Annotated in this window: 1 protein-coding gene; it reads left to right on the top strand. The window is 55.5% G+C overall.

Translation table 11 applies throughout. The features are described from left to right. Window positions 1–16: 16 nt before the first annotated feature. Window positions 17–557: BCCT family transporter (locus AC1DRJ_RS31890; RefSeq protein ID WP_477805598.1), on the top strand; the 541-nt coding region annotated here is incomplete at its 3' end.

Here is a 557-nt window from a genome sequence, read left to right as displayed (position 1 = left end):
GGTAACGATACTGTGGATGTCAGTATTTGGCGGTTCGGCATTGAAGGATGAGCAACAAGCCCGCCAGGCACACGCTCAACTGCCAGTGGCCGAGCAAACGGAAGCGGCACCTTTCAAAGGCGGAGTGGTGCTCCAGTCTACTCAGAAAGAAACCACTTCGGCCATGTTCACCTTGCTTGAGCGTCTCGATGGGCCAGTCGTGGGTGGGATACTGTGTGTCATTGTCTGCCTGTTGCTATCGGTGCATTTCATTACCGCTGCGGATGCCGGAACTCAGGTGTTATGCATGCTCAACTCGGTTGGCTGTACCAATCCGCCTAATTGGATTCGCGTGCTTTGGTGTTTCCTGGAGGGAGCGATTGCTGCGGCACTATTGCTAGCCGGCGGACTGATCGCGATCCAGATGGCGAGCATCATCATCGGTCTCCCCATTGCTTTTTTCCTGCTCATTACGGGCTACAGTCTTGTGCGAAGCCTGCGGGCGGACACGCTGACCACCGCCAAAGGGCAAGTCATGAGCCCGACCAAAAATAACCCAATCGTCGATCCTTACGGGG

Source organism: Pseudomonas sp. P5_B2 (assembly GCF_056400445.1).
This window is presented reverse-complemented; position numbering and strand designations above follow the sequence as displayed.